This window comes from Gordonia sp. DT30 (genome assembly GCF_049844915.1).
Taxonomy (GTDB): domain Bacteria; phylum Actinomycetota; class Actinomycetes; order Mycobacteriales; family Mycobacteriaceae; genus Gordonia.
In genome coordinates this window covers 141,223-147,693 of the sequence record NZ_JBNCLY010000012.1, presented here as the reverse complement: position 1 = coordinate 147,693, position 6,471 = coordinate 141,223, and the positions used below count along the sequence as shown (strand labels likewise).

The 6,471-nt window shown below is 66.6% G+C and carries 5 protein-coding genes; 1 reads left to right on the top strand and 4 read right to left on the bottom strand.

Annotated features, from left to right (window positions below):
* Positions 1-570: 570 nt before the first annotated feature.
* Entirely contained in the window at positions 571-1,497 is a 927-nt protein-coding gene (gene mftM, locus ACLQ3C_RS13420) for a mycofactocin oligosaccharide methyltransferase MftM (protein WP_425705560.1), read from the top strand.
* Positions 1,498-1,551: 54 nt separating this feature from the next.
* Here mftM and ACLQ3C_RS13415 read toward each other — a convergent pair whose 3' ends face one another.
* From ACLQ3C_RS13415 to ACLQ3C_RS13400, 4 genes are all read right to left on the bottom strand, one after another.
* Positions 1,552-2,211 (bottom strand): MadR family response regulator transcription factor, encoded by a 660-nt coding sequence (locus ACLQ3C_RS13415; RefSeq protein ID WP_425705559.1) that lies wholly within the window; start codon positions 2,209-2,211, stop codon positions 1,552-1,554.
* A complete protein-coding gene (locus ACLQ3C_RS13410) occupies positions 2,208-3,659 on the bottom strand; it encodes a MadS family sensor histidine kinase (RefSeq protein ID WP_425705558.1) in 1,452 nt (483 codons plus the stop codon). The genes ACLQ3C_RS13415 and ACLQ3C_RS13410 overlap by 4 nt, the downstream gene beginning before the upstream one ends.
* Positions 3,656-4,879: an iron-containing alcohol dehydrogenase gene (locus tag ACLQ3C_RS13405; RefSeq protein WP_425705568.1), complete on the bottom strand. Its 1,224-nt coding sequence runs from the start codon at positions 4,877-4,879 to the stop codon at positions 3,656-3,658. Before ACLQ3C_RS13405 ends, ACLQ3C_RS13410 begins: the two co-directional genes overlap by 4 nt.
* Before the next feature lie 63 nt (positions 4,880-4,942).
* A complete protein-coding gene (locus ACLQ3C_RS13400) occupies positions 4,943-6,469 on the bottom strand; it encodes a VWA domain-containing protein (RefSeq protein WP_425705557.1) in 1,527 nt (508 codons plus the stop codon).
* Positions 6,470-6,471 lie beyond the last annotated feature (2 nt).

Here is a 6,471-nt window from a genome sequence, read left to right as displayed (position 1 = left end):
CGAGTTCTCAACGAACACACACCCACCAACACCACCCCACACAGGAGCGAACTTCGGCGAGCTTGTTCTGTTTCGGATTCCGTCACCCGATCAAGGGCAACTCGTCCAGTGTGCCAGATCCCCGTGGCATCCGCAACCCTGCGGCTGCGAGCCTCCGGAACCCGGCTCCCCGATCAACATCCCGTACACATCACTGCGCATGGTTCGATTTCTCGGGGTCGGTCTGCGTCTGCCCGGTTTCCTCTCCCCGCCGAACTTCTCTCGAAGCCCTCCGGGGCGGCGCCGCGGCGCGCTGACTCGGATTAAGTTACGCACCGACCCGTGACGAATCAAATCGCCTGGTCAGAACTCGCTCCGGCAACGATCTCTGCAGCTCAATGCACATGTCACGCGGCGCGGTCCGGCCGTCGCCGACCGTTTCTGATCCGAGTCGGGTGTTGTGATCTGAGCCACGTGCACCTCGCACTCTCCGAACTTTGCCCTCTCCGAATTTCACCCTCTCCGAACGGTCAGCATGTACGCCCGCTCGGTCAGTTACGGTTCGAACGCGCGGGTCATAGCGTTTTCGTCGTGAGCGTGACGACGAATTCCCTGACAACGGGTCCGGGCCCTGGGGTTGCCGGTCTGGCGAGTGCCCGAACGTGCAGTGCCGGGCCGGCGACCGGTCGCCGGATCTCGGTCCGGCGGTCGGAGATTCTGCCGGCGGCCATGCACCACCTCGGCCGGATGGCCTGGTCGCACCACGATGGCCTGCGTCGGGACGCTGCGGAATCGGAATCGCTCGAGCTGGTCCACACCTTCACGACCGCCGAGATCTGCGATGACGTCATGGTTGCCGCACTCGACGAGCTCATCGGCGCAGATGTCTTGCACGGACAGTGGGAGTTCGAAGAAGCCGCGGTCGGACTGATCCGATCCTCCAGCGCTCGCAGCGGCGACGCCTGGGCTGCGTTCTACGACAACTCACTGCGCTCGTTGCGGGATGGCACGGCGTCGTTCGCCCCGGTACATCGACGCGCCCGGTCGCTGATCAGCGGTTCGAGCGTGCTGGAGGTGGGGTGTTGCTTCGGTCTGTTCGCGCTGCAGTGCGCCGAGACCGGACTGACGGTGTCTGCCTGCGACATCTCGGCAGGCGCCATCGACTTGCTCACCGCGGCAGCCGATCGCCGCGACACCCCCCTACGTGCCGTCGTCGGTGATGCGACCGCACTGCGGTTCGTGGACGATTCGGTCGACACCGTGACCCTGATCCACCTTCTCGAGCACCTCGGTGCCGAGCAGGCCCGGACAGCGATCACCGAAGCGTTGCGGGTGGCACGGCGCGCAGTGGTGATCGCCGTTCCCTACGAGGAACATCCGAGCGAACACTTCGGCCATCGCGTCACACTGGACGCTCTCGACCTGCAGCGATGGTCGGAGGAGGTAGATCATGCCGGAGCCGAGATCTTCACCGACCGTGGCGGCTGGCTCATCCTGACCCCAGGTCCGCCGAGCTGACCATCCGCGCCGAGCGGAACGGGCGTCCGAAACCGACGCTGCCGCGACGACCGGTCAGATCAGCCCACGCTTGCTCGCGATGTACACCGCATCGGTGCGCTTGGTGACGCCGAGCTTGCGGATGATGTTGCGGATGTGGAACTTCACCGTCGATTCAGAGATGAACAACGTCAACCCGATCCGCTTGTTGCTCATTCCATCGGCCAACAGCCGCAATACTTCTCGTTCCCGCTCGGTCAGCGTCGCCGAGCTGGCGCCGTCACCGGACACCGTGCGCAGGACGATGGCCGCGCTGCGCGGATCGAAGGCACTGCCGCCGCCCGACACCGACTGGATCGCACGCACGAGTTCGGTGGTGTCGACGTCCTTCACGACGTACCCGCGTGCCCCTGCCTTCACCGCACGGACCACCAGGTCGTCGTCGAGGAAGGTGGTCAACACCAGACTCGCCACCTCGGGGTGGCGGGCTGCGATCTCGGTGATCAGCCGCAGCCCTTCGTACTCGGTACCGGCCGTCAACTTGAGGTCGACGACGACCACGTCGGGTTGCGTACGTTCCACTTCGACGAGTGCGCGATCGAACGAATCCGCTTCGCCGACAACCCCAATCGTGTCTTCACGCTCCAGCAGCGACCGTATCCCGGCACGAAGTAACGCATGGTCGTCGACCAGCATGGTGCGGATCACCCCGATCGCGGTGTCCGAGTCGTTCATCTGGTGACCTCCTGTTGCGTTCGCGGGTCCACGCAGGCAACGGGACTCACGTTCATGCGATCGACGACGGCGCCGACCGGGATCTGGACCCCGACGCGGACGCCACCCATCCGGGATCGGCGGATGCGGAACTCGCCGCCGAGGTCGCGGGCGCGAGCGGACATGTTCGCCAGTCCGCGGTGCCGGCCGGCCAGGTCGCCCAGCGTCGCCGCGCGCATCACGCGGCGCATGTGGGCCGGGTCCCCCACGCCGTTGTCGTCGACGGTCAGGGACACGTCGTGATCGCCATAGGTGAGCACCACCCGTGCCGTCGTCGCCTCCGCGTGCACCACGGTGTTGAACAGCGCCTCCCCCGCGATGCGCAGGATCGCGTGCTGCACGTCGTCGGGCAGATCGCGCGGGCGGCCGATCACCCGCACCTCCGCCGGCATGTGCATCGAACACAGCTCGTCGATGACCTCGGCCAGACCGGAGCCCTCGACCGACGGCGACTGATTCAATGCGTAGATCACCGATCGCAGCTGCTCGACGGCGTTACGCGTCAGGGTGCCCGCGACCTCGAGTCGCTCGGCGGTCTGGGCGTCGCATTCCATGCGGCAGACCTCGATCTGCACGCCCGCCGACAGCACCGACTGCGTCACCGAATCATGGAGTTCGCGGGCGATGCGCTCGCGTTCTTCGGTAACCAGACGCTGCCGCATGACCGCCGACAGTTCACGTTGCGTGCGTTGCAATTCGACATTCTGTACCGCCAGATCTGCGGCCTGTTCCCGCGCTTTGGCATAGGCGCCCTCGGCGCGAGCGAGCTGATGACGGCTTTCCTCCAGCAACGCCGCGTTGAGCAACGCCACCACCGCCTGCCGCGCCAGGATGCGCATCACGACCAGATCCGCCGAGTCGACGACGTGCCGGGGCCGTGTCCACGCCGACAGTCCCCCGACGACCCGGCCGTCCAGGTGCAGCGGGACGTGCAGGCGATGTTCCTCGACGACCGGCCGGATGAGTTCGCCGAGCTGATTGCGCAGGATGTCGTTGAGCCAGTTCAACACCTCGTCGGGCAGGTGACTGGGAATCCGCGCCATCTGCACACCCTCGAATGCGTAGGTGGTGCCGTCACCGGCCATCATCAGGTGTCGCGGGCCGGTGCGATCGAGTTCACCGTCGCAGAGTGCAAAGACCACCCACTCGGCGTCCAGATGTTCGGCGACGGCGCGCACGACCGAGAGCACGAGCGTTTCGGGTCCTTCCGCGGTCTGCACCAGCGCACGCGAGATCCGGTCCAGGGCGCCGACCACGCGTGCCAGACGCTTCTCCACCCCCCGGTACTGCGCATAGTGCGAACCCTTGACCGAATGCAGGCCGATCAGTGAGTCGAAATCCGGGTAGGGCGAGGGGCTCGGTGACAACGAGGTGCCATCGTCTTCCGGAACGTCACCGGGAGCACTCATAGCGCCTCGCGATAGAGGCCGGCGACCTCGGCGGCGCTCGGCGCACGCGGGTTGGTCCGCATACAGGCGTCGAGAAGCGCATTCGCGGTCAGCGCGTCGACGTCCGCGTCACCGACGCCGACCTGCGCGAGGCGTCCCGGCATCCCGACCCGCCCCGCAAGTCGGTGTACCGCATCGGCGAATCGATCGGCGGTCACGTGTGCCGACGACGACACCGGGATGCCGACGGACTCCGCGAGGTCGACGAACGGCGCCGGATCCCGCTCGGCGTTGAACCGGATGACATGGGGCAACAGCACCGAGTTGATCGCGCCGTGCGGAGCGTCGCACAGGCCGCCGACCGGGTGGCTCATCGCGTGCGTGGCACCCAGGATCGCGTTGGTGAACGCCATCCCGGCTTCCAGCGCGGCATAGGCCATGTCGAGTCCGGCAGCCTGATCACCGGGGTCGTCGACGAATCGCTCGATCGATCGCCAAGCGGTGGCGATCGCGCTCAGCGCGGATCGATCGGTGAGTCTGGTGTGCGCCAACGATGCGTATGCCTCGACGCAATGGGTGACGGCGTCCATCCCGGATTGCGCGGCGACCTCGGCGGGCAACGTGGCCATGACGTGTGGGTCGATCACCGACACGTCGGGTACGAGCCCCCGGCCGATGATCGTCACCTTTGTCATCCGGTCCACGTCGTTGACGATGCAGAATTGCGAGACGTCCGAGCCGCTGCCGGCCGTGGTCGGCGCGGCAACCAAGGGCGGCAAGGGCATTCGAGCGCGATCGATGCCCTCGTAGGACAGGATGTGCCCGCCGTTGGCGGCCAGGATGGCAACCCCCTTGGCGGCATCGATCACCGATCCGCCGCCCAGTGCGATGATTCCGTCCGACCGGGTCTGTTCATAATGCTCGAATCCCGCCGCGATCTGGTGCGCCCGCGGGTTCTCCGAGACCTCGCTGTACGACGCCACCGTGAGGTCTGCGGCGCGCAAGCCTTGCACCAGTCGCGGATACCACGGGGTGGCCACCAGATTCCGATCGGAGACGATCATCAGCCGGCGCAATCCCAAACCCGCAGCTGCGGTGGGGATCTCGTTCAGCGAGCCGGGCCCGATGATGATCTCGGGGGTGTGGAACTTCACGACCGGAATCCGCGCGGGCCGACCGCGGCGGTCTGCGAACCCGCTCGGCGGCATCTCAGCCGGCGCCGCGTCGGTATCGGCGTACATCACCCGATCACCCACCTCGTCACACCTGGATCGTTGCGCCGATCCTACGCGGCCGGACACCGCTCAGGCACCGTATGCACTGACCGAGACCTGCTCGAGAGCGGCCAGGTCGTGAACGACGTGGACTCGATCGCACAGCGTCGCGTATGCAGGCAGATCACAGGCACCCAGACCCCATGAGTAACTGGGCTCGGGGGTGATCCAGATGGTCTCCCGTGCTCGCCGGGTGATCTCCTCGAACGCCGCCAGATTCGGTTCACGGCCGTTGTTGCGGCCGTCGCCGAGGACGATCACGGTGGTCCGGCGCGTGATCGCCCCGCCGAACTCGTCGAGGAAGCTCTGCAGCGCCGACCCGTAGTCGGAATCGGCATCGGTATCGAGGACCCCGCCCGCGGGCAATCCTGAGACCACCAGCGACAAGGCCTCCTCGGCCGGGTGCTCGGCGAACAGGTCGGTGATCTCGACCAGATCGGCGACGAATGCGAACGACCGGACATGGGCCACCATGCTCTGCAGCCCATGCACCAATTGCAGCGTGAACCGGGCGGCGCTGCGCACCGACAGCGACACGTCGGCGAGGATCAGCAATGATGGGCGATCCTCGACCTTGGCGACCGTGATCGGCCGGAACGGCACTCCGTCGAACCGCAGATTGGCGCGCATCGTCCGGGCCGCATCGACGGTGCCTCGGGCGGCGCGCTTGCGACGTGCCCGGGGCGCCCCATGCAGCGAGCGGATCAGCCGGCGGATCGATTCCTCGAGACCGGCACGTTCGTGTTCACCGATGGCCTCGCGGGCCTGCGCCGCCACCTCGCGCTCCTCGATCTCGTGGTCGGTGGCCATGAGCTGCTCGAGGTGATCGCGCAGCTTCTCCGGCAACCCGTCGAGCAATCCCGCCAGGGCGTTGCGGAGCCGCGCGATCTCCTCGGCGTCCGGTTGCGGACCCGACAGGCCGCCGGCATCGTCGAGCCAATCCAGCAACGCCATCTCCTGGGCCACCGAGAGTTCGGCGTCGAGCTGCGTCGGATTCCCGGTCACCAACTCCCCCGGACGTCCCGGATTGTGTAATCGCGACACCGTCAGCTGTACCCGGGCGGCCTGCTCGGAATTGGGTACCGAATCGGCCGACAGCACGATCTCGTCGGTGAGCGAGGCCAGGTCGAGCTTGTTGGCCTCCTGGTGCAGGTTGTACTGCTCGGCGAGATCCTCCGGGTCGAAGAAGTCGCGGATATTCGACGGCGGCCCGTGGCTGTGTCCTTGCTGTGGGGTGTCGCCCACCTCGTCGGACAGGGTGTACTCCTGAAGGTCGCCGGTGTCGGCGAGATCGTCATGGGTATGCGAATGGCCGTGCGCGTCGGCAGCTTCCAGTACCGGTCGCAGCGAGAAGAACTTGTCGAAGACCTCGTCGAAGGTCTGCTCGTCGCGGCGATCCTTGACCAGACAGGCGGCCAGCGCCGAACGCATGAGCTGCCGATCGGCAAGGATCTCGGCGGTCCCGACCGCCGCCATCGCGTCCATCGCCTCCGAGACACCGATGCGTACACCATGCAGGCGCAGCAACCGCACGAATCTGTGGACCGCTCCTTCCATGA